Origin of the sequence: Brucella sp. NBRC 14130 (assembly GCF_040371715.1) — a bacterium.
GTDB lineage: Bacteria > Pseudomonadota > Alphaproteobacteria > Rhizobiales > Rhizobiaceae > Brucella > Brucella intermedia.
Genome location: NZ_BAABTE010000007.1, coordinates 104,261 through 130,256, shown reverse-complemented (window position 1 = coordinate 130,256; position 25,996 = coordinate 104,261). Strand labels below are relative to the sequence as shown.

The window sequence follows — 25,996 nt, the reverse complement described above, 5'->3', positions numbered from 1 at the left end:
TCCGGCGTCCTTTTTGCAGTATTCAGAGGATGCAAGCTTCGCAAAATAGCTTTTGGGTCATTGTTTCGCCGCACTAGCTCATCTATACAGGCAGCTTATGATCAGCCGCTGATATGATTTTTGCTCGGCTGGATAGCGGCAATGACCATGATGGGATATGTCCGGTAAGGATTGTCGTTCGTCGACCGGAAGGAATCGGGAAAGAAAGATGATGATTGCAAGACCTCTCTTCGCCTCCATGCTGAGCGCCGCAGTCTGCCTGACGACGCTTGGGACGGTTGCAGCTCCCGCATTTGCGGCTGGCGCAGGTTCTGAGGTCAAGGTCATCGTTTCCGGCAATGCCATCACCAACAGCGATATCCAGCACCGCGTGGCCTTCTTGAAGTTGCAGCGCAAGGGCGGCAATCTCGCTCAGGTCGCCAAGCAAGAGCTGACCGACGAGATGCTTAAGCGCATCGAAATGAAGTCGCGCGGCATCGACATTTCCGACCGGCAGGTTGACGAGGCCTATGCAGGATTTGCCACCCGCAACAAGATGAGCCTGGCGCAACTGAACCAGTTGATGAATCAGTCGGGCGTGACGCCGGATCATTTCAAGAAATACATCATGGTGCAGATGGGCTGGGGCCGTCTCGTCAGCGCACGCTTCCGCGCAACCGGCATGGTCAGCGAGCAGGAAGCCGTCCAGCGCATGTTGAAGGACGGCGGCAAGAAGCCTGTCGCAACCGAATATCGCCTGCAGCAGGTCATTTTCGTGGTGCCTGCCTCGAAGCGCTCCCCTGCCTTGCTTGCCAAGCGCAAGCAGGAGGCCAACGCGCTCCGTTCGCGCTTCCAGAATTGCGACGCTACCCGCCAGCAGGCCAAGGGCATTCTTGACGTGACCGTTCGCGATCTCGGCCGCATCATCGAGCAGCAATTGCCGAACGAATGGTCGAAAGCGATCAAGTCCACTTCGGTCGGCGGCACCACCCCGCCGCAGGAAACCGAAAAGGGCGTCGAATTCCTGGCTGTCTGCTCGACCCGACAGGTATCTGACGATCGCGTTGCGCAGCTGGTTTTCTCCATGGAGGGGGCGGATTCCCCTGCCGGACAGGAAAAGAAGGCCGAACAGCTCAGCGAAAAATATCTGGGCGAACTGCGCGAGAAGGCGAAAATCATCAATCGCTGACAGTCAGCGCATCTTTCGATCTGATTGACTGCCGCTTTGACTGTTTGTTTTGGGCGCATCTTTTCCCGAAAATGGGCTACCGCTTTGGGGATGCGCTCTGGACGCCCTCATCCGTATTCAGTGGAATATTGAAGTGATGTCCGCAGCACCGCTTGCTCCTCTTGCCATCAGCATTGGCGACCCGTCCGGTATCGGCCCCGATGTTGCGCTTGCGGCCTGGCTGCGGCGGGACGAGCTTTCACTGCCGCCTTTCGCCCTGCTGGCGGACCCACAGCAGCTTGCCGCGCGTGCGCGGCATCTGGGGCTTGAAGTCCAGATCGAAGTCATCCCAACCATTTCTGCCGCAAACGACGTCTTTGCGCATGCTTTGCCGGTGCTTCCGCTCAATAACACACTGACGGACAGCGTCGGCAAGCCCTTGCCGGAAAACGCTGCGGGCATCATCGAAGCTATAGAACGAGCGGTCGAACTGACGCTGAAAGGTGAGGCTTCGGCGGTCATCACCTGCCCGATTTCGAAGAAGCCGCTTTATGAAGCCGGGTTTCGGCATCCCGGCCATACGGAATTTCTGGCGGAACTCGCGAGCCAGCATACGGGCAAACCGGTAACGCCGGTCATGATGCTGGCCGGTCCGCAGCTCCGCGCCGTTCCGGTCACTATCCATATCCCGCTAGCCGAAGTGCCGGTCCGTCTGAGCACTGCCGATATCATCGAAGTTTCGCGGATCACCGCCGCCGAACTGAAGCAACGCTTCGGCATTCCTGCACCGCGTCTAGCCATATCCGGCCTCAACCCGCATGCGGGTGAAGGCGGGGCAATGGGCCAGGAGGATGACGCCATCATCCTGCCTGCAATCGAAGTGCTGCGCCGCGCAGGGATTGACGCTCGCGGTCCCCTGCCCGCCGATACGATGTTTCATGCATCCGCCCGCGCAACCTATGACGCGGCGGTCTGCATGTATCACGATCAGGCCCTTATTCCTGCCAAAGCGCTGGCTTTTGACGAAACGGTGAATGTGACGCTCGGACTGCCCTTCATTCGCACATCGCCCGATCACGGCACGGCTTTCGATATTGCGGGCAAGGGCATTGCCCGTCCAGACAGTCTCGTGGCCGCGATTCGCCTGGCGCGGCGACTGGCGGAAAACGCAGCGAACGGAAACGCATGAGCATAGACAACCTTCCTCCACTGCGCGAAGTGATCGAGCGGCATGATCTGATGCCGAAGAAGTCGCTCGGCCAGAACTTCCTTTTCGACCTCAACCTGACATCGAAGATTGCCCGACAGGCCGGCAGTTTGCAGGAGCAGCCCGTGATCGAAGTGGGTCCGGGGCCCGGTGGCCTGACCCGCGCGCTCCTCGCACAAGGCGCTTATGTCACCGCAATCGAACGCGACGAACGATGCCTGGATGCGCTTGCGGAAATCGAGGCGCATTATCCGGGTCGCCTGCGCATCATCTCCGGCGACGCGCTTGAGCAGGATTTTTCGGCCTTGTTTCCAGACGGGCCGAAGCCGCGCATCGTTGCCAACCTGCCTTACAATGTCGGCACGCAGTTGCTGCTCAACTGGCTTCTGGTCGAGCCTTGGCCGCCCTTCTATTCGTCCATGACGTTGATGTTCCAGCGCGAGGTCGCCGAACGTATCGTCGCGACGCCCGACACCGATCATTACGGGCGCCTGGGCGTGCTTGCCGGGTGGAGAACCGTTTCAAAGATCAGCTTCGATGTGCCGCCTCAGGCATTTACGCCGCCGCCGAAAGTCATGTCGTCGGTCGTCCATATCATCCCGCGTGAAGACCCGCTGCCCTGCGATGCAAATGCGCTTGGTCAGATCACGCAAGCCGCTTTCGGGCAGCGCCGCAAGATGTTGCGCCAGAGCCTGAAACCGGTTGGCGGTGCCGAGCTTCTGGCCAAGACCGGCATCGACGGGACACGCCGCGCTGAAACGCTGAGTGTGGAAGAATTTGTCGCCCTGGCAAATGCCTATCGCCCGCCAAGATAATCAGCGGTGACGGCTGCCCTTCCCTGGAGCTGGCTTCGTGGATTCGGGCGCATTCGGAATGACGGGCAGCTTCATTTCGTTGACGATCTGCCCAACATGGTCGATTTCCTCTCGGAAACTGTTCAGGGACGAGCCCGTCAGTTTTTCGCCAGCATTGAGGCGCGCTGTCAGCGGATTGACATACTGATCGCCGACCTTGAGTTCGTAATAAAGATGCGGGCCGGTCGAGTAGCCCGTCGATCCCACATAGGCGATCACATCCCCCTGCTTGACATGTTCGCCGGGCTTCAAGCCCTTTCGTGCCGATGAAAGATGCGCATAGGTCGTGCTGTAGCCGCCCTGATGGCGTATGCGGACATATTTTCCATATCCCTTTTGATAGGAAATCAGCTCCACGACACCGTCACCCGCCGCCACGATGGGCGAGCCGATTGGCGCGTCGTAGTCGACGCCATTGTGGTGCTTGCGCACATGCAGAACGGGATGAACGCGCCAGCCGAAACCATCGTTGAGACGGCCATTCGGCAGGGGCTTGGGCATGAGATATTTCGCCATGGAAGAACCGTCTTCATTGAAATAGCCGGTGCCATTTTCGCTTTCATGACGGTAAAGGCGGCGACTATTATCGCCGGTCGTGAACTCGACAAAAACCAGTTCCGGTTCCGTCTCGGCGCTCCTGCGGAACAGCAGGTCGATCAAATCCGGCTTTCCGGCGCCATCCAGCGAAACGCCGTTCTGCGCGGCCAGCTTCCCAACTTCGTCGACGATCGCCTTCGGCGCTCCTGCTTGCCCCAGACGCGAGGCAATGGAGCCGCTGCTGTCCGGCGCACCTTGCGGGCTATAGGCCGTAAGCATGGCGTCACGTGAGAGGCGTGCAAACAGACGTTCATCGCCCGTGGCGCGAAAAACGCCATCGTCGGCCCGTCCATAGATTGCCTTGCCGATATCACCGTGCTCGAAACGGGCGAGAGCGATGTGCTGTTCTCCATTGGTGTGCTGTCTGGACTTATCGACCAGCAGTTCAAGATTGTCGCCGGGCACGAGTTCCGTCCGCGCCAGCGCTTCTTCCAGACGCTTGCTGTCTTCAACTGCGATACCGGCCGCTTGCAGCAACGCGCCCAACCGCTCACGTGACTGCGGCGCGACGATGATCTCGTGAACCTTTGCACCGGTAGCGGAAGCCGGTTTGGCGAGGCTGACATTGATTGGGACGCCGCGCTCCAGTTCTTCCTCGGGCCGTTTTGGAAGAGATTTCTGTGTGGAAACAGCACCGCGAAGCGTGTCGTCGATCTGGGCCCGGCTCTGGCCTTTCAGGTCAAGAACCACATGCTGGTAGGTGTAAAGGCGAGCGTCACCGTCCTCGACACCTTCCGCGATATCGATACGCCGCGATACGTTGCTCGCCGGATCACCGCCCATTGCGGGCGTCAGCCGCGCCTCTTTCGGTGCGGCGTGAGTGTGAACCAGGGTTGCCGGATTGACCATGACGGGTTGTGCGGCATGGCCGTGACGTACCAGAAGCCCTGTCGCAAACAGCAATCCCCCACCGGCAATGGCGGTAGCGGCCATCAGCGCCAGACAAAACCGCAGATGAGTGTGCAGGGAAAAACGGACCTGCCGGAATGGCTTGAGGCTTTTGGAGGAAAGCGGTTCGCCCTTCAGGGCAACGCCGAAGGCCGCAAGTTCTCGCTCCGCCGTTTCAGCAGACTGCGTTTCGCTTGCCGGGGCGCTTGGTTGGGCTGACCCGAAGACCATTCTTATATTTCTCTACCGCTGGATTATTGACGGATAAGCGGGAGAGAGAGCGGCTAAAATAAGGCTCGCTGTTGCGATATCCACCGGAAGAGAACCACATTCAGCGAATTGTGAAGATCAGGCCTTCGCCCGGCCCCGGCGATGTTCGACCAGCATCGACCAGGTATAGAGCGCAAGCCCTGCCCAGATCAGCGCGAACGCACCAAGCTGTGCTGCCGAGAACGGTTCGTTGAAGATGAAAATCGCAAAGAAAAACAACATCGTCGGCGTCATGTACTGCATGAGGCCCAGGGTCGTATAGCGCAGCAGCTTCGCGCCGCCAGCATAGAGGATCAGCGGGATGGCCGTGAAAGGCCCCGCCAGAAGCAGCATTGAGACGTTGAATGCAGGGCCGGTGAAGAAATGATCCTGACCGGTCGCCGCCAGCCACAGCACATAGCCCAGCGCCGGGATGCACAGAATGAGTACTTCAAGCGTGAAGCCCTGCAATGGCGGCATCGGCAGTGACTTGCGGAAGAAGCCATAGAGACCGAAAGTCAGCGGCAGCACCAGCGATACCCAGGGCAAACCGCCAGCGTTGACGGTCAGAAGCAGCACCGCTGCGAAAGCAAACCCGACGGCGACATATTGAACCCTGGTCAGTCTTTCCCCGAGGAAAAGACCACCGAGAACCACGTTGAACAGCGGATTGATGTAATAGCCAAGCGCGGCGCCCATCACCTGATCATGGGCAACGGCCCAGACATAGATCGACCAGTTGATGGTGATGAGCCCGGCTGTCAGGGCAGCCATTGCCAGCATGCGCGGCTGGCGCACGGCGTTGAGTATATCCCTGAACTGTCCAAGGGCCAGAAGAAGAAGAAGCGCGACCGGAACCGACCAGATCACGCGATGCGAAACCACTTCCATCGCCGGAATATGACCGAGCGCCTTGAGATAGAACGGCAGCGCGCCCCAGAGCCCGTATGCTCCCAGCGCCATCAGGAATCCGCGCGCGCCGTCAGAAAGGCGCATATCGGTGATGGTCTGGTCGGACATGCCTCTCTCCTCGGCGAAATCACAATTGTTCGCGCGCCGGATGAGGCAGGCGAAGCATCGAACTTCACCTGCTATGCGCCCAACAATTTATAAAATCCATTCAATTAAACTGATCGAAGCATCAATTGTTGTGAACGGATGACTTCACTCGGCAGCGGCCAGCCCCGCCATCGAGCGGTTCTTCATCAGCTTGTAATTGACCGAATCCATCAGCGCCTGGAAGGACGCATCGATGATGTTGTCGGACACGCCCACTGTACGCCAGCGCGCGCCTGTGGCATCCCCGGACTCTATCAGAACGCGGGTGATAGCCGCCGTGCCGCCATTGAGGATGCGCACCTTGAAGTCCACCAGCTCGAGATCCTCGATCTCGGCCTGAAAGCGCCCCAAATCCTTGCGCAATGCAATATCGAGCGCGTTGACGGGGCCGTGTCCTTCGGCCACCGACATGCGAACCTCGCCATCGACCTCCACCTTGACCACCGCTTCCGAAACGGTCTTCAACATGCCGTTGGCATCGAAGCGCCGCTCGACGAGGCAACGGAAGGAGTCGACCTTGAAGAATTCCGGCTGCGGCGTCAGCATGTTGCGAGCCAGAAGCTCGAAACTCGCATCAGCACCTTCATAGGCATAGCCTTCCGCCTCGCGCTCCTTGACCAGCGCGATCAGCGTATCAAGGCGCACATCGTCCTTCGCGACGCGAATGCCCCGGCGCTCGAGTTCGGCGATGAAATTGGATTTTCCACCCTGATCCGACACCATGACGCGGCGGCTGTTGCCAACCGATTCCGGCGGCACATGCTCATAAGTCTGCGGCTCCTTGAGCAGCGCGGAGGCATGAATTCCGGCCTTGGTCGCGAAAGCGGAAGTGCCGGTATAGGGCGCCTGCTCCGTTGGGGGACGATTCAGGATGTCATCGAAGGCACGCGAAATGCGCGTGATGCTCTTCAGTGCAGCGGGCTTGATACCGAGTTCAAAACGTTTCGCCCAATAGGACTTCAGCGCAAGGGTCGGGATCAGCGAAACAAGATTGGCATTGCCGCAGCGCTCGCCGATGCCGTTGAGCGTCCCCTGCACGTGGCGCACGCCCGCATCGATGGCAGCAAGCGAAACGGCAACCGCCTGTTCCGTATCGTTATGAGCGTGGATGCCAAGGCTCTCGCCGGGAACCACAGCCGTCACGGCAGCGATGATTTCGGCCACCTCCGATGGCTGCGTGCCGCCATTCGTATCGCAAAGAACGACCCAGCGCGCGCCTGCCGAATAGGCGGCCTTTGCGCAGGCAAGCGCATATTCGGGATTGGCCTTGTATCCATCGAAGAAATGCTCGCAATCGACCAGCGCCTCCCGCCCCGCCATGCGCGCAGCAGTGACCGAGGCAGTGATTGAATCGAGATTTTCCTCATTGGTGCAGCCAAGCGCGAGCCGGACATGATAGTCCCAGCTCTTGGCAACAAAGCAGACGGCATCGGCGGAAGCCTGTAGCAGGCTGGACAGGCCGGGATCGTTGGACGCCGAAACGCCTGCACGCTTCGTCATGCCAAAAGCGGCGAATTTGGCGCGAGCAGTCTGGCGGCGCTTGAAAAACGCCGTATCGGTCGGGTTGGCACCCGGATAGCCGCCTTCCACATAGTCGACGCCCAGCTCTTCCAGCAGCACGACAATCGACTTCTTGTCCTCCACGGAAAAATCAACGCCGGGTGTTTGCTGCCCATCCCGCAGGGTGGTGTCATAGATGTAGATGCGTTCGCGTGCCATTGTGCCTGCCTGTCGGTGGGTATGCTGCGGTCCGGTCAACCTTGCTGTTGCGGCCAGCTTTCAGTGTCGTGATCGGGATGCTGGTAGGAAACCATCGTTCTCACAAACTCGATGCTCTCCGGATCGCGTTCCGTTACATAGCCGGGAAGACTCGCAAGCTTCGGCACATAGGGCAGTTGCTTCTCGATCCCCCATTGAATGGTCGGCTCGATTTCCTCCGGGGCATCGAAAGCGCCGATGGCAAGCGCGATTCCGTCGGGCGCTTCATAGGTAAGCGGCGTGCCGCATTCAGGGCAGAAACCCCGCTGCACGTGATTGGACGAACGGAAGCGCTTCGGCTCGTTGCGGGTCCATTCGAGCTTCGCCTTGCTGACGGAGACCAGCGGCGCATAAAAATTGCCAAACGCTTTCTGGCACATGCGACAGTGACAGATCGATGGGGAGCCCATCGCTCCGTCGACCCTAAAGCGAACCGCACCGCACTGGCATCCGCCAGTATAGACCGGTTTATTATCAAGCGTCATATTATTCTCCCTGTTCCACAAGCCTGCCAGAGCGGTTCCGGTTAAGACGGAATGGCGGGAACCGCTCCAGGCATTAGCCTACCACATCCCAGCTGGTTATGCGTTCGCCCGTTGCCGGGTCCTTGCCATCCTTGAGCTGGATACCTTCGCCGAGCAGTTCATCGCGAATGCGGTCAGCTTCGGCCCAGTTCTTCTCATTTATGAAGCGCAAACGCTCCGCGATACGTGCTTCGACGGCTTCGCTATCCACCTCTGCCTTTGCAAAGACCGGAACGTCATCCGCCGTCACGAAATGCGGATCGAAAAGGCCCAGCAGCGCCATGCCCTCGCCCAACCCGGCGACATCCCGCGCCTTGAAAGCCTTGCGCAAGGCCGTGATAGCCGTCCAGCTGTTCAGGTCGTCAGACAGAGCCTCGACCACTTCGCCGACCGCCGTCAGCTTTTCCGGCACCGTGAAATTCCTGTCGCGCAGCAGGCCGTACCAGCGATGCAGCTCCTCGGCGGATTCCGCCAGCCGCTGCGCCGTCCAGTTGATCGGCTCGCGATAATGCGTCTGCAGCATCGACAGGCGCGCCGCCAGGCCGACCCAGCGGTCACGCACATCAACATCGTCCCAGACACCCAGTTGCGGCAAGCCATCATTCAGCACATCGCGAATGGTGATGAAATTGCCGAGCGATTTCGACATCTTCTGCCCTTCGACCTGCAAGAAGCCGTTATGCATCCAGATGCTCGCCATACGCTCCGTGCCGAATGCGCAGCATGATTGCGCAATTTCGTTCTCATGGTGCGGGAAGACGAGATCGATACCGCCGCCGTGAATGTCGAACTGGTTCTTCAGCGGATCATCGCATTTGAGGCCCCCGCCGAACGGCTCAAGCAGTTTGGCCATCGACATGGCCGAGCACTCGATATGCCAGCCCGGGCGGCCCAATACCGCGATCCCAGCAGGAGACGGCCAGCCTGGCTCCCCTTCCTTCGACGGTTTCCACAAAACGAAATCCATTTCGTCCCGCTTGTAGGATGCCACGTCGACGCGAGCACCGGCCAGCATCTCATCCAGCGAGCGGCGGGCAAGCGCGCCATAGCGCGGCCCCTTCCGCTCGTTCATGGCGGATGGCGAGAAGAGGACGTGATCCTCGGCCACATAGGCCACGCCAAGCTTCACCAGACGGTCGATCATGGCCCGCATTTCGTCCATATGCTCGGTGGCCCGCGGCTGCACACTCGGCGCCAGATTGCCCAGCGCCGTCACATCGGCCTGAAACTGCGCATTGGTGCTTTCCGTCACCCGGCGAATTGCTTCATTGAAAGGCAGGTCAGGGTAATCGCGGGCCGCGCGGGCGTTGATCTTGTCATCGACGTCCGTGATGTTGCGGGCATAGGTGACATGATCCGCGCCATAGACATGGCGCAGCAGACGAAACAGCACGTCGAAAACGATCACGGGACGGGCGTTGCCTATATGCGCGAAATCGTAAACCGTGGGGCCGCAGACATACATGCGCACATTGTCGGCATCGATGGGGGAAAAATCCTCCTTCGTGCGGGTCAGCGTGTTGTACAGACGCAGTTGCGGCGCATAAGCCATTGTAAATATTCCCCAAAAAGACCTGTGAAATCAGTGCGCGACTGACTGCAGCCGACTGGCCGGGGCGTTATCATCCAATTTTTATGAAGGGAGACGAAAACGGCCGGACCAGCAAGCTGCTAGCCAATAATAATCGCACAAATACAAATGATCGTGGTCGGCGTTTTCATGCCAGCACTTATCCTCAGTGGAGGTGCCGCCGTCAAGAACTTTCACGAGATGGCTGATAGTTTAGCGTCTGCGGGAAGCAGGTTTGGAGCCAGGTCCTCGCAGATCCCAATCACATCGCCGGAAATGTTGTATTTTTGCAACCCGCGACTGTCCTTTCCGGCGTTAACCGGAAAACCCCAAAACCGGCTCCAAACAGCCTTCATTCGGTCTCAATCCCTCACAAAATGGTGATCAGGCATTATCGAAAGGAAGGACAAATGTCTAAGAGTGAACTGCAACCCCGCCAAGACCGACTGGTTGATAAATACCGCGAGATCGGGCCTGCCGTGCTTGTTGCAGCATTGCTGAACGCAACGCGGCGCAGCAGCGACGGTCGCAACGACAATCGTCGGCGTTCCATTCTCGCCGTCAAGAAGACAGGTTGAGAAAGCTGATCCGGTTCAGCGCCCGGAGCGCCCACAAGTGAGGCGCCCGGAGTTGGTGGATGCGTAACAAACAGCGCCAATCCGGAAAGACTGGCGAATGCTGTCAGAACATCGAAAGCTGCCCGTCATTGCCATTATCGGAATCGGGCTTGCTCTTTCGCTTCGGCACTGTACGCTCCGAAGATAGCTGTTCCTCTACGCGATCCTGCAAATCGGGCGTCGTGTTGGCCACCTTGTTGACCCTGTCCGACACGGGAATGGCTTCAAAAAAATCATCCTGAGCCGGGCGCATTATATCCGCCACTTCACGAGGCAGGAACCGCTTGCAGTCCAGCCAGCGGGCAAAATCCTCGGGCTGCACGACAACGGGCATCCTCTCATGGATCGGTCGCAGCAGGCCGTTTGCGCTCGTGGTCAATATGCCTCCGGTATCGATCTGCGATCCGTCCGCACTGCTCCACGTCTCGACCAGGCCCCCAAAAGCCACCATACCGCCCCCGCGCGGGCGCACCCAATAGGCTTGCGCCTTGTTCTTTCCCTCGCGACGCCATTCGTAGAAACCCGATGCCGGGATCAAAACGCGCCGGTGGTTCAGGGCTGCGCGAAACGAATTCTTCTCCGCAGCGGTCTCGGAGCGGATATTGAACATGAGCGGCCAGTCGTTCGGGTCCTTGACCCACGACGGAACAAATCCCCAGCGCACCAGCAACCCGACGCGATCCGGCCTGTTGCTGCCCGGCGGCGGCGTTTCCCCGCACAGAATGGTCAATATAGGCTGCGTTGGTGCGATATTATATCGTGGAGGAAAATCCTCTGCGATCAATGCGGCCGCGAAGGCTTCCAGCTCATCCCGGCTTGCAGTCAATGAAAAACGTCCACACATAGTGGGCATGTTCAAGCTTTTTGGTAAGCGGTCAAGGGGTGCTTTGCCATTGCCAACCAGTGTCTGCACGATCATAGCTAGGGCATGATGAAAACAGTTCCCGTATTTCCGATTCCCGCCAAGGTTCATGGTGTGTCGCTGATCTGCCGGCGCGAAGGGCGCTTCCTGCTGGTCGAGCGCGGGAAAGAACCGTGGAAAGGCTGGCTCGCCTTTCCGGGTGGCAGTATCGAAGCAGGCGAAACGCCGGAACAAGCGGCAATTCGTGAACTGAAGGAAGAAACCGCGCTCGATGCAAAGGCCCTGTCGCATGTCATAACCGTGGATCTGGCGCTTGAGGGCAAGGCCTATGCCAGGAGCTATTACCTGTCGGTCTTCCGCGCCCTGCACGTGTCGGGCCGGGAGATTGCCGGGGACGACGCCGCTTCCATCCACTGGCTGACGATAGAAGAAATGGCCCTCGCGAAGGTAACGGACAGCACACTCGATGTCGCCCGGTCGGTGGCGGAGACAGAAGACAAATGTCCGGATATTAATCCTGTTTAGCGATCTGCCTTGAAGCGGCCCCTATTTGTGGCAATAGCTCATTTCAGGTGAGAGGTTTCGATTGAAGAGCATTCCGTTTTTTCGACCGGCTGCCTGCTTCTCGATTGCTTTGTGGGTCGGGGCGGCATTTCCGGCCTTCGCTCAGGATGCGCCCTATGAAGGGAAGATGTTGCGGCTCGCCGAAATTCTCGGTTCGCTTCATTACCTGCGCAATCTGTGCGGCGAAGCCGGCAGTGAATGGCGCGATCGGATGGATGCGATAGTGACGGCGGAAAAGCCTTCCGAAGCCGAACGGGTGCGGCTCGTTTCAAGCTTCAACCACGGCTATCGCGTGTTCAGCGACAATTATACCCGCTGCACACCCTCGGCGCTTGCGGCGATAGATCGCTACATGAAGGAAGGCGGGGACTTGTCGAACGAGATCATCTCACGCTATGGAAATTAACCAATCATTCACTCTTGTGCGGATTGACAGGATTAGTTCATTCAAATCTGTGATAATCTGTTAACACTGTCTTAAGAAGGCAGTCACGTTGCCAGGGTGGTTGAGCTCCCGCAAAACGGTGAGACACCGACAGCGCAACAGAAAGGCGAAAGCCAGGATGAAGTCTATGGAACATGCACCGGCCGATCTGGACGAAATGATTGCGCGCGAGAAAAAGCTCGTCGCAATCGAATATCATAACGAGGCCTGGGCAGACGGTATCTCTGAAGGTATCGAACCGGAAATCCTCGCTGAAGCGGCCTTTACGACCGCGCTTACCGAATTGATCCGCGAAGCCGGTGACGACTGTGCACTGGAGTTGATCGAGAAAATGCGTGAACAGATCGTGGCGGGAACCTTCCTGCCGCAGCGCGTTCTTCAGTAAACAATCCATATAACGCCGGTCGCGGGACCAGACCGGCGCAGCGGTTCCCTCCGGCGTCCCCCATTCCAGCGCCAAATGTCATTCTCGATCAGGAACTCCGCCTCGCCCCGAAATCTACTGGCAGGGATATTCCTTGCCTGCGGCATTGCCTTGCCCGCGGCGGCGGCAAACGCATTCGACGTCGCGCTGGCGGATCAGTCGGATTTCCTGCAACGCCCCGGCGCCCGCGTTGCGGCGGATGAAGACGACAACCCTTCCCCCATTCCCCTACCCGGCGCGCTTCCCCGCGCCGTGCCGAGAATTTCACCGGACAACGCACCTGCCCCGGCAGCATCCGCGAAGCCCATGCCGGAAATCCGCCGCGACTTCGACAAGCTGCCGGAGCCTGTCAGGCTGATGCGGGAGCGCATGTTGCAAGCCGCCCGTTCCGGCGACATAGAGCAATTGCGTCCGCTTCTCGGTATCGAGGACAAGGCTACACAACTGTCGCTGGAAGACCACGAGGAAGATGTTATCGATTTCCTCAAATCGCTTTCGGGCGACGAGGCAGGCCGCGAGGTGCTGGCGATCATTGTCGATCTGCTGGATACGGGCTATGTGCACCTGAATGCAGGCAAGGACGACGAGGTCTATGTCTGGCCCTATTTCTACGCCATGCCGCTCGACAGGCTGACGCCGCCGCAAATCGTCGAACTGTTCGAAATCGTCACCGCAGGCGATTTCGAGGACATGAAGAAGGCGGGTGGCTACATCTTCTACAGTATCGGCATCGGACCGGACGGGAGCTGGCGCTTTTTTACCGCTGGCGAATAATCAGACCGCAAGGCGAACCCGGCTCGGCGGCTCGTTGTAGATGCGCTGCCAGACCCGGCGAAATTGCCGTGCGGAAGCAAAGCCAGCCCTTGTCGCCACATTCTCGATATCGAGTTCGGAATTCAGAAGCATCTCGCGTGCGAGGCTGATCTTGAGCCTGTTGACGTAATCCGTCACCGTCATTCCGGCATATTCATTGAACAGGCGCGAGAAGTTGCGCGGGCTTGCCCCGCCGATATGGGCCAGCCGTTCCACAGACCAATCCGCTACCGGATCATGGGCGATGGCATCCTGTGCCCTGTGCACGACGGGGTTCATGTGATTTCGCCCCTCAAGCCAGGGCGATAACTGCGGATCACTGCCGCTGCGGCGCAGATAGACGACCAGATAACGCGCGACCGCCAGCGCCGTGGCGTGATCGGCAAGCCCTGCAACGATGTGCAGCATCAGATCGATCCCGGCAGTGATGCCGGCGCTCGTCAGCCGCTCGCCATCTTCCACGAAGAGCCTGTTTTCCTGCACCCGCGCAGCGGGCGCCAGCCTCTCAAGCTCGCCGATCGTCAGATGGTGGGTGGTGCATGAGTAGCCGTCGAGAAGTCCCGCACGCGCTGCGAGCAGCGCGCCGGAACAGATCGTCACCAGCCGCACGCCGGGACGAACCGCCTGCCGAAGCCACACAACGATGTCCTTTTCCAGCGCGGCATCGGTAGACCGGTCAGTCTCCGCATTTCCGAGCGGAACATCGGCTGCACCCGAAACAATGACCAGCGCGCCATCCGGCAGCGCCTGCGGCAACGGTTCCACGCCCGCGACCGGCAGGCCGATGGAACTGATCGCAGTCGGTGCGGGCCCGACATAGTGAACGTCGAACCGCACCTTGTTCTGTTCAAGATTTGCCTTGCGCAGAACCTCAAGCGGTCCCGCCACGTCGAGCAGAAGCACGCGTGGCGGGATGACGACATAAACCGGAATCAGCCGGGCAATGTCCGCGTGGTCACTCATGCCGCCTTCCGTTCTCCGGGCGCGGCAAGCGCCTGTTCCACGGTTACGATACGGGCAAAGCGATTGATCAGAACAAGCTCGGTGCGAGCCTTGATGTCCGCAGCGCTCCACTCATGGCCGCTTGCGTCAGTCATGGGAAAGGTCAACGTCGCTTCGCTGACGAAATCGACCTGATATCCAAAATCCGATGCCTGCCGCGTGGTTGTCTCGCAGCACTGTTCGGTACGAATGCCGGAAACCAGCACGCGGCGGATGCCATTGGCAACCAGCCAGACGTCGAGCCCGCTTCCGACCAGCGCGCTGTGGCGGCGCTTGCGGAAAACCGCATCGGGTTCAATGGATAGCGGCGAAATCGGCTTTACCAGACCCGAGGCTTCCGAGAACGGGCCTTCATTCTCAACATGAAAAATCTGGACCACCGGAATGCCGGCACGCTTTGCGCCGTCTATCAGCGCCTGCTGGCGTTCAATATAGGCACCCACCTCTTCGTCCCGGTAATAAGGCCGATGGCGGAATGACTCCTGAGCGTCGATAACCAGCAGGGCTGTATCGTGAGCGGACATTATCGTTCTCCCTATGAAAAGACTATAGGGAGAAAATACGCCTTGCAACCCGGACCGAAAGCCACCTTACGGACAAAGAGCGGACAGATCACGCCAACGCGCGGGGCCCGCAGCCCTTATCTACAGAGTATCGGCCAGAGCCGGCGCATATTTCACTGGGGTGAACTCGGTAACATCATAAGTCGCCAGCCCGTACTGCCTGAAAGGATCCAGGTTCAGTATCGTATCCAGCTCGTTTCTGCTGATCTTGCCGCTTGCGAGGATCACGCCGCCGTCGCGTGGATTTTTCGGTCCGGAAGCCAGAAAAATACCCTCCGCATACTGCCGGTTCAGAAAATCCCGATGCGCCTCGAGATGCCTCTCGATCTCTTCGAGAGGCTTGATGTAAGTCAGGTTGACAACGAACACGAGACGACCTTCAGCGATGCGGCAGCGCTTCGAGGAACTCCACCGGCTCGCCCTTGCTGGCGTTCACGATTTCCGCTTCCCACATCACCTTGATCCCGCGCACGAAAGTGCCTACCGGCCATCCGGTGACGGTCTTGCCGTGATAGGGCGTCCAGCCAGCTTTCGAACCGGCCTGTTCATGCGTGATCGTTTCGCGGCGCTTCATGTCCACGATGGTCAGGTCTGCATCGTAGCCGATCGCGATGCGCCCCTTGCGGGCCATGCCGAAAATACGGTTCGGGCCATGGCTGGAAAGATCGACGAAGCGCTCCAGTGTCAGCCTGCCCGCATTGATGTGATCGAGCATGATCGGCACCAGCGTCTGCACGCCCGTCATGCCGGACGGGGAAGCCGGATAGGGCTTCTGCTTTTCTTCCAGCGTATGCGGAGCGTGGTCTGAACCGAGCACATCGACAATACCCTGATCAATCCCTTTCCACACGCCATCGCGGTGGCGCTTGTCGCGAACGGGCGGGTTCATCTGAATGAGATTGCCGAGCGTCTTGTAGTCATCGGCCGACAAGGTGAGATGATGCGGCGTTGCTTCGCACGTCGCGACATCCTTGTGATCTTTCAGGAAGTCGATTTCCTCGGCAGTCGAGATATGCAGCACATGGATGCGTGCGCCGGTGTCGCGTGCGATGCGCACAAGGCGTTCCGTGCACTGAAGCGCTGCAATTTCATCACGCCAGACCGGATGGCTCGACGGATCGCCCTCTACGCGCAGACCCTTGCGCTCCTCCAACCGAAACTCGTCTTCGGAGTGAAAAGCCGCACGGCGGCGCGTGTTCTTGAGGATGGAGCGAACGCCGTCGTCGTCCTCGACCAGAAGATCGCCGGTGGACGACCCCATGAAAACCTTGATGCCGGCAGCGCCCGGCAGGCGTTCCAGTTCGGCAACGTCCTTCGCATTATCGCGCGTGCCACCAACCCAGAAGGCAAAATCGCAGTGCATGCGATGGCGGCCACGTCTCACCTTGTCTTCCAGCGTCTCGGCGGAAGTGGTGAGGGGCTTGGTGTTCGGCATCTCGAAGACAGAGGTCACGCCACCCAGCACGGCGGCAAGGGAACCGGTTTCGAGATCTTCCTTATGCTCAAGGCCCGGCTCGCGGAAATGCACCTGACTGTCGACCACACCGGGCAGGATATGCAGGCCGGTGCAATCGATCACCTCACCCGCCGCATGGGTGGAAAGGGAGCCTATGGCAGCAATGCGACCATTCCGAATCCCGATGTCTCGCTGGCCTATACCGTCGTGGTTGACGATGGTTGCACCCTTCAAAATCGTATCGAAAGTTTCGGCCATGGTTGTCTCCTGCCAGATTGATGGGACTTGCGAGCCTGTCCATTGGGGCTTACGTAACGAGGGCGCGAAAGGCAAGGACGAAGCGATGACGACGGCAGCTGAAACGGTAAATCTTTCCAACAGGGCGTTGGTTCATATCACGGGCGAGGAAGCGGAAAAATTCCTGCAGGCGGTGATCACCACCGATCTCGACAAACTCGGACCGGACGACCTGAAACCCGGAGCATTGCTCATTCCACAAGGGAAAATCCTGTTCGATTTTCTCGTTTCACGCATCGATGGCGGCTTGCGCTTCGATCTTCCGGCAAGCGTTGCCGCCGATTTCATCAAGCGGATCACCCTCTACAGGCTGCGCGCGAAAGCCGAGATAACCCAGCAGCCAGAATCAGTTGTCAGCGTTTCCTGGCAAGGTGATTCACCGCCTTCACAAGATGATTCAATCAAGCGCGACAGCCGCTTTCCGGCTGAACTGAATGTCCGCCGGATTTATGGCCGCGCAGATGGCACGACCGACCAGAGCGCGTGGACAAAGCTGCGGGCGGAACATGGCATAGCGGAAGGTGAAACGGATTTCGCGTACAATGACGTCTTCCCGCATGACGTCAATTTCGACCAGACGGGCGGCGTCTCCTTTCCGAAAGGCTGCTTCATCGGACAGGAAGTCGTTTCCCGAATGCAGCATCGCGGCACGGCCAGACGTCGCGTTCTGGTGGCGCGTTCGGAGGCCCCCCTTCCGCCGATGGGTACGCCGATTACTGTGGACGGGCGCGAGATAGGCACGATGGGAAGTTCGGCCGATATGGTCGGCATCGCACTCATGCGCATTGATCGCGTCAAGGATGCAATGGATGCCGGCAGCACCGTTCTGGCGGGCGAGACGCCCATAACGCTCACCTTGCCGCCGCATGTGCGGTTCGCGTTTCCGGAAGCCGAAGCAGGTAACGCCTGATGGCAAGCGCCGACCGATCTTCCGGCAAGACGCGCGCCTGGCAACGCATGTTGTCGGGGCGGCGCCTTGACCTGCTAGACCCGTCGCCGCTCGATGTCGAGATAGAGGATATAGCCCATGGTCTCGCCCGCGTGGCGCGGTGGAACGGGCAGACTGTCGGTGAACACGCATTTTCCGTTGCCCAGCATTCGCTGCTGGTGGACCAGATATTCACCCGGCTGGTGCCTGACGCCAGCATCGAGTGGCAGCTACTCTCGCTTCTGCACGACGCGCCGGAATATGTGATCGGCGACATGATTTCACCCTTCAAGGCGGTGATGGGCGGCAACTACAAGATGATCGAAACGCGGCTGGAAAACGCCATTCACCTGCGTTTTTCTCTACCCATAACCGTTCCCGCCCAACTCAAGACGCTCATCAAGCGCGCCGATCAGGTCGCAGCCTTCTTTGAGGCCACGCGGCTCGCAGGTTTCACCGAGGCGGAAGCCGTCAAATATTTCGGCCGTCCGCGCGGATTCGATCCGGCAGGGCTGGACATAACACCCCGCCCCACACAGGAGGTGCAGACGGATTTCCTCGCACGGTTTGCGGCACTGGAAGAAGCACGACAGAACCGATGAGTCTGATCGTCGTGACGCCCTTGTCGCAACTGGCGGCGCAACTCGCATTGCACCGGCCAAGCCATGTCGTGACGCTGGGAAGCGAGACCCCGGCAGCCTTGCCTGATGGCCATGATGCCAACCGTCTCACGCTGACATTCAACGATATTGTTGAACCGCGCGAGGGACTGGTTGCGCCCGATGAAACCCACGTGCTGCGGCTTCTGGACTTCGCGAAGGTCTGGCATATGGATGCGCCGTTGCTCATCCACTGTTATGCCGGCATTTCCCGTTCCACGGCCGCGGCTTACATCGCAGCTTCCGCTTTGAACCCGAAACTGGGTGAAAACGAGCTTGCCGCGATTATTCGCAGCCTCTCTCCTTCCGCGACGCCAAATATCCGGCTGGTGGCGCTCGCAGACGAAATTTTGGGGCGTCAGGGGCGGATGGTTGCAGCCATACGCGCGATCGGGCGCGGAGCAGATGCCTTTGAAGGCGAGGTTTTCAGCCTGCCTGTAAATCCACCAGATTCATAAAGTTACTAGTGGTCTTTTTGATTCCGGTATTTGCTCAGCGCTCATATTCGAGGGATGCAAATGTCGGAATCAGACGACTAGAGCGGTTCCTGTTCTAACAGAATCGCCGGAACCGCTCTCACTATTTGTTTTATCGCATTATCCAACGCAAAACCGTTTCACACTTTTGCTGGAAATGCTCTAGGCATTGATCGCCCGACCGAGGGCGTTCAGGAACCCGCCCCGCGCATCGGGTGGCGTTATCGCCCGTGGTTCCCAGACGTGCCGCATTAGAAAATAGCCTGTCATCGTGAAGGCATGGTCGATGTCGTCATAGGATGCTGCGCGAACGGCAGTATTATTGACGAAGCCCGGCAACAGCAGGAGCTTGTCGGCCCAGGGCGCACCCGCTTCGCGGCAGACCGCGCGCCCCGATTTTGGCGAGACATAGATCAGGTCTTCCTTGACGCCCGTCGCGGCGCATTCCTTCAGATCGAGGCCGAAGCCCAGCTCTTCCAGCATCATAACTTCAAAGCGCAATACCAGTTCGCCAGACGCAAGCGGGTCGTCGAAATGTTCGATAATGAGCCGAAGCGTCTCATAAAGACCGCGATGCGGGTCGCGCTCGGGCAAAAGGCGCAGGTGTGAAGCCGCAAGCTGGATGCCGTAAAGCGCCACTGGCGTTTCGATGAGGCGGGCGGCAGCAAACTCCAGCGGTTCGATGGTAAAGCTGCCCATATGCTCATCCAGCCGCGCCCACCATGTCACATCCACATGATTGCCCGGCTGCAGCAGAGGCTGCATGCGGCGGGAACGCCCGCCGCGCACCATACCCATATGGCGGCCATGCTCACGGGTCATCACTTCCACGATGGCGCTTGTCTCGCCATGGCGTCGTGTCCCGAGAATTATGCCTTCATCGCGCCATTCCATGGTCGCCAGTGTTATAATCTAGGTTGGGAAATCAAGCCCCATCTCGCGATAGCGTTCCGGGTCGTTACCCCAGTTCTCACGCACTTTCACGAAAAGGAAGAGATGAACCGTCTGTTCCAGTATTTCGGAGATTTCCTTGCGTGCGGATTGTCCGATTGCCTTGATCGTCTCGCCCTTGTGACCGAGCACGATCTTCTTCTGGCTTTCGCGCTCGACATAGATGACCTGTTCGATGCGAACGGAACCGTCCTTGCGTTCTTCCCAGCGCTCCGTTTCCACGGTCGACGCATAGGGAAGTTCCTCGTGCAGGCGCAAGTAAAGCTTTTCGCGGGTGATCTCGGCTGCGAGCTGGCGCATCGGCATGTCGGAGATCTGGTCTTCCGGATAGTACCATGGACCATTCGGAACATTGTCGGCCAGATATTTCGCCAAATCCTTGCAGCCGGACCCGTTCAAGGCCGAGACCATGAAAGTCTGGTCGAATGCGACAAGCTCGTTGGCCTTGCGGGCGAGATCCAGCAGAACCGGCGGATCGACGCGATCTACCTTGTTGAGCACCAGAACCTTCTTCTGGCGCACATCCTTCATACTCGAGAGCAGCGCTTCGGCATTTTCATTCAAGCCGCCTTGCGAATCGAGAAGGACCAGAATGATGTCGGCATCCTTGGCGCCGCCCCAGGCCGTGGTGACCATGGCGCGGTCGAGCCTGCGCTTGGGACGGAAAATCCCCGGCGTGTCCACCAGAACGATCTGCGCCGGACCTTCGATGAATATGCCGCGCACGAGCGCGCGTGTCGTCTGCACCTTATGCGTGACAATAGAAACCTTTGTTCCCACAAGCTGATTGACCAGTGTGGATTTCCCCGCATTCGGCGCCCCTATCAACGCCACGAAGCCGGAACGGGTTTGTCCTGCTTCGTTTTCGCCGTCAGCCGGCGTCGTCCGATTATTCATTGTTTATCCTTCCAGACGATATTTCCTTGCGGAACGCCGCCGTCCTCCAGCGCACGACGTCCCAGATACGACAAAACTGCTCGTGAAAGCGGCATTATCCGTATCAGACCATTATAACCGATCACGATTTAAAATTTGCCAATTCTTGCATCAAGCCGGATTGTCACGCTTCCAGACGCCTTCACGATAAAGCATCGCTTCCGCCGCGTGCTGCTCGGCTATCCGTTTTGAACGGCCCTCGCCCGTTTCCGCGGCAAAGCCCTTGACCGTCACCTCCACCATGAACAGCGGATCATGGTCCGGGCCGGTGCGGCTGACGATCGAATAGGCAGGGTGGACATTGCCCTGCTGATGCGCCCATTCCTGCAATTCCGTCTTGGCGTCACGGCGGGCGGCACCGGTTTGCAAAGACCGTTTCTTCCAGAAGCGCTTGACGAAGGGACGCACGGCGTCGAGTCCGCCATCCAGATAGATCGTGGCGATCAGCGCCTCCACGACATCGGCGCGCACGTTCAAAAGGCGTTTGTCATTCAATGATTTTATATCGGAACCCGTATGGATGAGATCGGCAAGCCCGATCTCGTCGGCAATCGCCGCACAGGTTTCCGCGTTCACCAGCGCATTGAGACGAACCGACAATTCGCCTTCGGGTGCTTCAGGAAACTCGTCGAACAGCATTTCCGCGACGGTTAGTCCCAGAACGCGATCGCCGAGAAATTCGAGACGTTCATAATTTGCCCGCGAGGGCGCTTGCACACTTGAGTGGGTGAGCGCACGATCCAGCCGCTTTACGTTGAGAAAACGGTGTCCGGTGCGCTCTTCCAGAATTGCTGCTGCCTGATTTGCCGAAGCCATTTCAGTTTCCGGTTACGGCTGTATGCGGTGTGCCTGCAACTGAACTGAACAGTCGGCCAAAGCGTACTTCAGTCGGCCATTTCCAGATTTCAAGCGGGCTCGCCTTGTCGGCGATGGAGAAGAAGATGATGTTCGCGCGTCCGACAAGATTTTCAAACGGCACGTAGCCAACGCTGAAGCGGCTGTCGAGCGAGTTGTCGCGGTTGTCGCCCATCATGAAGAAATGACCGGCAGGAACTTCAAAGACGCGCGTATCGTCGCCGATGGAATTCGGTGCGAGATCAAGCGTATCATAGGTCACGCCTTCCGGCAGGGTTTCCCGATAGACATCGACCGGACGGTTCTGCTCGGTCACATCGGGATTATCGATCGTGCCGATCCGCTCGCGCTTGACCGCCTGATCGTTGATGTAGAGCACGCCGCCGCGCATCTGCACGCGGTCGCCCGGCAGGCCGATCACGCGCTTGATATAATCGACCGATGGGTCGCTTGGCAGCTTGAACACCACCACGTCGCCGCGCTTCGGCTCCGTGCTCCAGATACGGCCCGAAAACAGGTCCAGTCCAAACGGCAGCGAATAGCGCGAATAGCCATAGGCATATTTCGACACGAACAGATAATCGCCTTCCAGAAGCGTTGGGCGCATCGAGCCGGACGGTATGCTGAAAGGCTGGAAAAGAAGGGTGCGGATGACCAGTGCCAGCAGCAGCGCCTGCACGATAACGCTGATGGTTTCGCCAAGGCCGCCGGATTTTTTTGTCTCACTCTTGCTGGACACGCTCATTGTATCTCCGCTTCCGATAACGCGATCTAATAACGACTATGAATGGATGACGCAATCACGCCGCCCGCAGAACGCGGGTTTATCGCACGATTATGAGCAGGAGTTATCTGCCACAATCACAATTATTCCGTCTCAGGCAGGGCTTCGATGATAACGAAGGCCTGAGCGAGAGGAAAATCATCGGTAATTGTCAGATGTATGGCGGCGCGCGTTCCAGCGGGCAAGAGTTTTTGCAACTGTTTCGCCGCACCGCCGGTCAGATGCATCGTGGGCTTTCCGGAAGGAGCGTTGACCACGCCCATGTCGCGCCAGAACACGCCCTGGGCTATGCCCGTTCCCAGCGCCTTGGCGCAGGCTTCCTTCGCCGCGAAACGCTTCGCATAAGATGCAGCGCGCTGCTTGCGTCCATCCGATTTCTTCTGCTCCACCTCTGTAAAGACCCGGTTGCGAAAACGGTCGCCATGCCGTTCAAGCGCGCTTTCGACACGGCGAATATCGATGAGGTCGCTACCAATCCCGACAATCATACTTTCTGGGGCTCCTGTGCGCGGTGCAGGCGGTGCTTTTCCGCAAGACGTTCGATACGGCGGCGACGGAAAGCCGAAACCGCAAACCGGGTGACAAAATAGACCACGACGGCGAATGCAGCACCCAGAATGGTGGAACCGAACAGCATGGGCTTCAGGAGCGGGGTCCAGATTTCATCGAAACGCATGGTTTCCAGGGCCCGCCCCAGATGGATCGGCGGCGCATCATCGATGCTTCCATTCATGATGAAGCGGCCAAGCTCGAACGTGCTCCCCCAGATGAACGGCAGCGTCAGAGGGTTGGCAAGTGTCGTGCCAAGGGCCGCAGCCGCGATATTTCCGGCAAGGACATAAGCCAGCACGATTGCGATGATGAGATGGAAGCCGAAGAAGGGCGTAAAGGCCGAGAACACGCCGACTGCCAGGCCGGCGGCCACGGCATGGGGCGAGGCAGTGATGCGCAGAATCCGCTTGCCACCGTACCGGAGGGAACGGGAGAAGGAGCGGCGCGGCCAGACCAGAAGCCTCAGGCGCTCTTTTCTGGTCGGGGGATTACGGCGTTGAAAAAGCATGTGGCCCTATTAATGCGCTCCAATCGCAGAGACAATTGTTATTATTCCGCCGCGACGCTATCGCTGCGTTCAAACGGAACAGTATCCAGCCGCGGCAGATAGAACCGCGGCGAAACTCCGAGCATCCTGCGGAACATCGTCGTGAAAGCGGAAACGCTGTCATATCCCAGATCCAGCGCCACGCTCGTCACCGCTTCCCCTTCCGTGAGGCGTGGGACCGCAGCGAAGAGGCATGCCTGCTGGCGCCAGACCGAAAGGCTTACGCCGGTTTCCCGCTGGAAATGCCGGGTGAACGAGCGTCGGCTCATCGCCATTCTGTCCGCCCAGTCGTCAATTGTGGCGCGTGAAGAAGGCTTTTTCACGAATTCCCGGCATAGTTTCTGCAAGCGCGGATCGGATGGAAAAGGCAGCCCCAACGAGCGCTGCGGCAATGTGTGAAGGTCCCGCAATATAAGCTCGATCACTAGAGCATCGCGACTGTCCGGTTCCGGCGTGCTGTCCTGCGCCGTTGCATCGGTTATGAGGCACCGCATCAGGTCGGTCAGCCCGACCACATGAAGATAATCCGGCACGCCGGACACGGCATCGACGCAGATATAGATCGACCGCATGAAGACTTCGCCGAGGATTTCGACCGAATGCTCCACACCCGCCGGTATCCACATGGCGTGATCGCTCGGGATCATCCAGCGTCCAGCGTCGGTCGTCACCAGCACCACCCCCTGGGAAGCGCAAAGAAGCTGCGCCCGGCTGTGACGGTGGCGCGGCACGAAATAGCCATCGGGATAGCGCGTCGGCAGGGCAATCACTGGCCCGCTCATGCCTTCCAGCATGGCAATGCGCTGCTCGTGGAACTTCTGCAGTTCCTCGCTTCCCGGAAGCAGCAGGCCCGGCGGCGACTTCGGTTTCATTGCAGCTCTGCCCCTTGTTTGGCCCACTCTCGAAACTATTGGACCAAATCACGAAAGCGGGCGAGAGGCAATAGTCCTATTAATAGCGTGCTGAGAATGGGTCGCGACATTCGCTGGCGGAATGAATTTGACGTTTGAGCAGGACACGTGCCTGTTCCGACATCAAATTCGCGAATTTTCGCCGGTTTCTCATCAAAACCCCGCAATTTCCTTGAGGTCTCGTTTCCAGCTGTCAGATAGTATCGGCAGGAAATACACCAGAAGACTGACTTCCATCTTCGGAGTAGCAGTATGAGCATGAGTGCTGCACAGCAGCCATCAAACAGCGGCGCGGACAATACTGTCCTCGCCATTATTCTGGCCACTAGCATGGGCCACTTCCTGAACGACATGATGCAGTCGCTCCTTCCGGCCATCTATCCGATGCTGAAGGACAATTACAGCCTGTCATTCTGGCAGATCGGACTTCTGACGTTCACCTTCCAGATGACGGCATCGATCCTGCAGCCACTGGTGGGTATCTACACCGACCGCAAGCCGATGCCTTATTCCCTGCCCTTCGGCATGGGTTGCACGCTTGTCGGCCTCGTCTTTCTGGCAACCGCGCATCATTATTCGATCCTGCTTCTGGGTGCGGCTTTCGTAGGCTTCGGCTCGTCTGTTTTCCATCCCGAAGCGGCCCGTGTGGCACGTCTCGCCTCGGGCGGACGACATGGCTTTGCGCAGTCCCTGTTCCAGGTGGGCGGTAATTTCGGCTCGTCGATCGGCCCCCTTCTGGCAGCGTTCATCGTTCTGCCGTTCGGCCAGATCAGCGTGTCCTGGTTCTCCGTTGCCGCGTTGATCGGCATGATGCTGCTCTGGTATGTGAGCAACTGGTACAATCGCTACCGGATTGCCAATGCCAGCAAGGCAAAGCCGGACAAGACCCTTCCGCTGCCGCGCAACAAGGTTCTCGTCTCGGTTGGCGTTCTGGCGATGCTGGTCTTCACCAAGTACATCTACATGGCCAGCCTGACGAGCTACTACACCTTCTACACCATCAGCCACTTCGGCGTGTCGGTGCAGTCATCGCAGTTGCTTCTGTTCCTGTTCCTCGGCGCGGTTGCCGCAGGAACGATCATCGGCGGCCCGATCGGTGACAAGATCGGTGCACGCAAGGTGATCTGGGCATCGATCCTCGGCGTCCTGCCGTTCACGCTTGCCCTGCCCTATGCCAACCTCGAAATGACGGCTATCCTGACGGTCATCATCGGCCTGATCCTCGCCTCGGCCTTCCCGGCCATCGTGGTATTCGCACAGGAATTGCTGCCGGGGCGCGTCGGCATGGTATCGGGCTTGTTCTTCGGCTTCGCATTCGGCATGGCCGGTATTGCCGCCGCCGTCCTCGGCGTCGTGGCTGACCAGAAGGGCATCGAGTATGTTTACAACATATGCTCGTATCTGCCCCTGCTTGGGCTGCTGACGATTTTCCTGCCAAAGCTGGAAAAGAACCGTAGAGCCTGATCCTTAGAGCATTTCCAGCAAAAGTGTGAAACGGTTT

At 58.7% G+C, this 25,996-nt stretch carries 29 protein-coding genes; 12 read left to right on the top strand and 17 right to left on the bottom strand.

The window, feature by feature from the left end; all coding sequences use genetic code 11:
- Positions 1-208 precede the first annotated feature (208 nt).
- The 3 genes from ABWW28_RS16455 to rsmA all read left to right on the top strand — a co-directional run bounded on the left by ABWW28_RS16455 (position 209) and on the right by rsmA (position 3,169).
- Positions 209-1,168, top strand: coding sequence for a peptidylprolyl isomerase (locus ABWW28_RS16455; protein WP_039852464.1), 960 nt, complete (start codon positions 209-211; stop codon positions 1,166-1,168).
- 136 nt (positions 1,169-1,304) lie between these two features.
- Positions 1,305-2,336: a 4-hydroxythreonine-4-phosphate dehydrogenase PdxA gene (gene pdxA / locus ABWW28_RS16450; RefSeq protein WP_039852462.1), complete on the top strand. Its 1,032-nt coding sequence runs from the start codon at positions 1,305-1,307 to the stop codon at positions 2,334-2,336.
- A complete protein-coding gene (gene rsmA / locus ABWW28_RS16445; protein ID WP_006466410.1) occupies positions 2,333-3,169 on the top strand; it encodes a 16S rRNA (adenine(1518)-N(6)/adenine(1519)-N(6))-dimethyltransferase RsmA in 837 nt (278 codons plus the stop codon). The genes pdxA and rsmA overlap by 4 nt, the downstream gene beginning before the upstream one ends.
- Here the strand turns inward: rsmA and ABWW28_RS16440 are convergent, their stop codons facing one another.
- The 5 genes from ABWW28_RS16440 to cysS all read right to left on the bottom strand — a co-directional run bounded on the left by ABWW28_RS16440 (position 3,170) and on the right by cysS (position 9,835).
- Positions 3,170-4,924: a M23 family metallopeptidase gene (locus ABWW28_RS16440; protein WP_006466409.1), complete on the bottom strand. Its 1,755-nt coding sequence runs from the start codon at positions 4,922-4,924 to the stop codon at positions 3,170-3,172. It abuts the gene before it with no gap.
- A gap of 117 nt (positions 4,925-5,041) precedes the next feature.
- Positions 5,042-5,962 (bottom strand): EamA family transporter RarD, encoded by a 921-nt coding sequence (gene rarD, locus ABWW28_RS16435; protein ID WP_006466408.1) that lies wholly within the window; start codon positions 5,960-5,962, stop codon positions 5,042-5,044.
- Between the two features lie 144 nt (positions 5,963-6,106).
- On the bottom strand, positions 6,107-7,720 hold the full coding sequence (gene cimA / locus ABWW28_RS16430) for a citramalate synthase (RefSeq protein WP_039852460.1): 1,614 nt from the start codon (positions 7,718-7,720) through the stop codon (positions 6,107-6,109).
- A gap of 35 nt (positions 7,721-7,755) precedes the next feature.
- Positions 7,756-8,244, bottom strand: coding sequence for a GFA family protein (locus ABWW28_RS16425; RefSeq protein ID WP_006472338.1), 489 nt, complete (start codon positions 8,242-8,244; stop codon positions 7,756-7,758).
- 73 nt (positions 8,245-8,317) lie between these two features.
- Positions 8,318-9,835: a cysteine--tRNA ligase gene (gene cysS / locus ABWW28_RS16420; RefSeq protein ID WP_176026727.1), complete on the bottom strand. Its 1,518-nt coding sequence runs from the start codon at positions 9,833-9,835 to the stop codon at positions 8,318-8,320.
- 428 nt (positions 9,836-10,263) lie between these two features.
- Between cysS and ABWW28_RS16415 the strand changes: the two genes are divergently transcribed.
- On the top strand, positions 10,264-10,431 hold the full coding sequence (locus ABWW28_RS16415) for a hypothetical protein (RefSeq protein WP_010661656.1): 168 nt from the start codon (positions 10,264-10,266) through the stop codon (positions 10,429-10,431).
- A gap of 103 nt (positions 10,432-10,534) precedes the next feature.
- Here the strand turns inward: ABWW28_RS16415 and ABWW28_RS16410 are convergent, their stop codons facing one another.
- Positions 10,535-11,314, bottom strand: a complete 780-nt coding sequence (locus ABWW28_RS16410; protein ID WP_353391590.1) for an SOS response-associated peptidase — start codon at positions 11,312-11,314, stop codon at positions 10,535-10,537.
- 87 nt (positions 11,315-11,401) lie between these two features.
- Between ABWW28_RS16410 and ABWW28_RS16405 the strand changes: the two genes are divergently transcribed.
- The 4 genes from ABWW28_RS16405 to ABWW28_RS16390 all read left to right on the top strand — a co-directional run bounded on the left by ABWW28_RS16405 (position 11,402) and on the right by ABWW28_RS16390 (position 13,539).
- Positions 11,402-11,857, top strand: a complete 456-nt coding sequence (locus tag ABWW28_RS16405) for an NUDIX hydrolase (protein ID WP_176026739.1) — start codon at positions 11,402-11,404, stop codon at positions 11,855-11,857.
- 70 nt (positions 11,858-11,927) lie between these two features.
- Entirely contained in the window at positions 11,928-12,302 is a 375-nt protein-coding gene (locus ABWW28_RS16400) for a TIGR02301 family protein (RefSeq protein ID WP_374846156.1), read from the top strand.
- 166 nt (positions 12,303-12,468) lie between these two features.
- Entirely contained in the window at positions 12,469-12,726 is a 258-nt protein-coding gene (locus ABWW28_RS16395; protein WP_022568172.1) for a hypothetical protein, read from the top strand.
- Positions 12,727-12,801: 75 nt separating this feature from the next.
- Positions 12,802-13,539, top strand: coding sequence for a hypothetical protein (locus tag ABWW28_RS16390; RefSeq protein WP_176026728.1), 738 nt, complete (start codon positions 12,802-12,804; stop codon positions 13,537-13,539).
- On the opposite strand, the gene ABWW28_RS16385 is transcribed toward ABWW28_RS16390, so the two are convergent.
- The 4 genes from ABWW28_RS16385 to ABWW28_RS16370 all read right to left on the bottom strand — a co-directional run bounded on the left by ABWW28_RS16385 (position 13,540) and on the right by ABWW28_RS16370 (position 16,857).
- Positions 13,540-14,541 (bottom strand): GlxA family transcriptional regulator, encoded by a 1,002-nt coding sequence (locus ABWW28_RS16385; RefSeq protein ID WP_121994430.1) that lies wholly within the window; start codon positions 14,539-14,541, stop codon positions 13,540-13,542.
- On the bottom strand, positions 14,538-15,104 hold the full coding sequence (locus ABWW28_RS16380; RefSeq protein WP_176026729.1) for an isochorismatase family protein: 567 nt from the start codon (positions 15,102-15,104) through the stop codon (positions 14,538-14,540). The genes ABWW28_RS16385 and ABWW28_RS16380 overlap by 4 nt, the downstream gene beginning before the upstream one ends.
- 120 nt (positions 15,105-15,224) lie before the next feature.
- Entirely contained in the window at positions 15,225-15,512 is a 288-nt protein-coding gene (locus ABWW28_RS16375) for a YciI family protein (RefSeq protein ID WP_151656178.1), read from the bottom strand.
- Between the two features lie 10 nt (positions 15,513-15,522).
- Positions 15,523-16,857 (bottom strand): dihydroorotase, encoded by a 1,335-nt coding sequence (locus ABWW28_RS16370; protein ID WP_006466396.1) that lies wholly within the window; start codon positions 16,855-16,857, stop codon positions 15,523-15,525.
- Positions 16,858-16,942: 85 nt separating this feature from the next.
- Between ABWW28_RS16370 and ygfZ the strand changes: the two genes are divergently transcribed.
- Genes ygfZ through ABWW28_RS16355 form a run of 3 tightly spaced genes read left to right on the top strand, consistent with a single transcriptional unit; the run spans position 16,943 to position 18,941 of the window.
- Positions 16,943-17,806 carry a CAF17-like 4Fe-4S cluster assembly/insertion protein YgfZ gene (gene ygfZ / locus ABWW28_RS16365; RefSeq protein WP_244637717.1) on the top strand — a complete coding sequence of 288 codons (864 nt, stop codon included), beginning with the start codon at positions 16,943-16,945 and terminating at the stop codon, positions 17,804-17,806.
- Positions 17,806-18,426, top strand: a complete 621-nt coding sequence (locus tag ABWW28_RS16360; RefSeq protein WP_006472328.1) for a YfbR-like 5'-deoxynucleotidase — start codon at positions 17,806-17,808, stop codon at positions 18,424-18,426. Before ygfZ ends, ABWW28_RS16360 begins: the two co-directional genes overlap by 1 nt.
- On the top strand, positions 18,423-18,941 hold the full coding sequence (locus ABWW28_RS16355; protein WP_176026731.1) for a tyrosine phosphatase family protein: 519 nt from the start codon (positions 18,423-18,425) through the stop codon (positions 18,939-18,941). Before ABWW28_RS16360 ends, ABWW28_RS16355 begins: the two co-directional genes overlap by 4 nt.
- A 180-nt stretch (positions 18,942-19,121) precedes the next feature.
- Here ABWW28_RS16355 and recO read toward each other — a convergent pair whose 3' ends face one another.
- From recO to ABWW28_RS16320, 7 genes are all read right to left on the bottom strand, one after another.
- Entirely contained in the window at positions 19,122-19,853 is a 732-nt protein-coding gene (gene recO, locus ABWW28_RS16350) for a DNA repair protein RecO (protein ID WP_100648312.1), read from the bottom strand.
- Positions 19,854-19,871: 18 nt separating this feature from the next.
- Positions 19,872-20,807 (bottom strand): GTPase Era, encoded by a 936-nt coding sequence (era, locus tag ABWW28_RS16345; protein WP_006466390.1) that lies wholly within the window; start codon positions 20,805-20,807, stop codon positions 19,872-19,874.
- Positions 20,808-20,957: 150 nt separating this feature from the next.
- On the bottom strand, positions 20,958-21,662 hold the full coding sequence (gene rnc, locus ABWW28_RS16340) for a ribonuclease III (protein ID WP_151658608.1): 705 nt from the start codon (positions 21,660-21,662) through the stop codon (positions 20,958-20,960).
- A gap of 1 nt (position 21,663) precedes the next feature.
- On the bottom strand, positions 21,664-22,446 hold the full coding sequence (gene lepB, locus ABWW28_RS16335; protein ID WP_151686539.1) for a signal peptidase I: 783 nt from the start codon (positions 22,444-22,446) through the stop codon (positions 21,664-21,666).
- A 122-nt stretch (positions 22,447-22,568) separates the two neighbouring features.
- The gene (gene acpS / locus ABWW28_RS16330) at positions 22,569-22,973 is read right to left on the bottom strand and encodes a holo-ACP synthase (RefSeq protein ID WP_006466387.1); all 405 of its coding nucleotides are present in this window, start codon (positions 22,971-22,973) and stop codon (positions 22,569-22,571) included.
- The gene (gene bspA, locus ABWW28_RS16325) at positions 22,970-23,545 is read right to left on the bottom strand and encodes a type IV secretion system effector BspA (protein WP_006466386.1); all 576 of its coding nucleotides are present in this window, start codon (positions 23,543-23,545) and stop codon (positions 22,970-22,972) included. The genes acpS and bspA overlap by 4 nt, the downstream gene beginning before the upstream one ends.
- 41 nt (positions 23,546-23,586) lie before the next feature.
- Positions 23,587-24,456 (bottom strand): AraC family transcriptional regulator, encoded by an 870-nt coding sequence (locus ABWW28_RS16320; protein WP_006472322.1) that lies wholly within the window; start codon positions 24,454-24,456, stop codon positions 23,587-23,589.
- Positions 24,457-24,747: 291 nt separating this feature from the next.
- On the opposite strand from ABWW28_RS16320, the gene ABWW28_RS16315 reads away from it, so the two are divergent.
- Positions 24,748-25,959, top strand: a complete 1,212-nt coding sequence (locus ABWW28_RS16315) for an MFS transporter (RefSeq protein ID WP_151658606.1) — start codon at positions 24,748-24,750, stop codon at positions 25,957-25,959.
- The last annotated feature ends 37 nt before the right edge of the window (positions 25,960-25,996 follow it).